Here is a 517-nt window from a genome sequence, read left to right as displayed (position 1 = left end):
TATACTCAGCAGTGCTTTCTTTGGGTTCTTCATTTTTGAGATAATATTCTTCACGATAAACGAACAGAACAATGTCGGCATCTTGCTCGATTGAACCAGATTCACGTAAGTCGGAGAGTTGTGGACGTTTATCGGTTCGGTTTTCAACTTGACGTGAAAGTTGTGACAGAGCAATGATGGGAATATTGAGTTCTTTTGCAAGTGCTTTTAATCCGGTGGTAATGGCTGTAATTTCTTGAACGCGGTTTTCTAATGAACGCTTTGAACCGCTTGTCATGAGTTGGATATAATCGATAATCAAGACATCTAGACCATGTTGTCGTTTAAGACGCCTTGCACGGGCGGCTAATTGTGCAAGGGATACACCCCCCGTTTGATCAATATAAAGAGGGATTGTTTGTAAGGAACGCATTGCGTAAATGATGTTGGTAAATTGCTCTTCTGAGATATTACCACGACGCATATCAGAAGAAGAAACCTTTATTTGTTCTGAGATAATACGAGTTGCAAGCTGTTC

1 protein-coding gene is annotated in these 517 nt (G+C 40.6%); it reads right to left on the bottom strand.

The features are described from left to right. A partial coding sequence (locus ACFINI_RS10205; RefSeq protein ID WP_375648067.1) for a DnaB-like helicase C-terminal domain-containing protein occupies positions 1-517 on the bottom strand: 517 nt, incomplete at both ends.

It is taken from the genome of Bartonella sp. AA56HLJMS, assembly GCF_042197145.1.
Lineage (GTDB): Bacteria > Pseudomonadota > Alphaproteobacteria > Rhizobiales > Rhizobiaceae > Bartonella.
The sequence above is the reverse complement of the archived record's forward strand: the minus strand, read 5'-3'. Positions and strand labels throughout refer to the sequence as shown.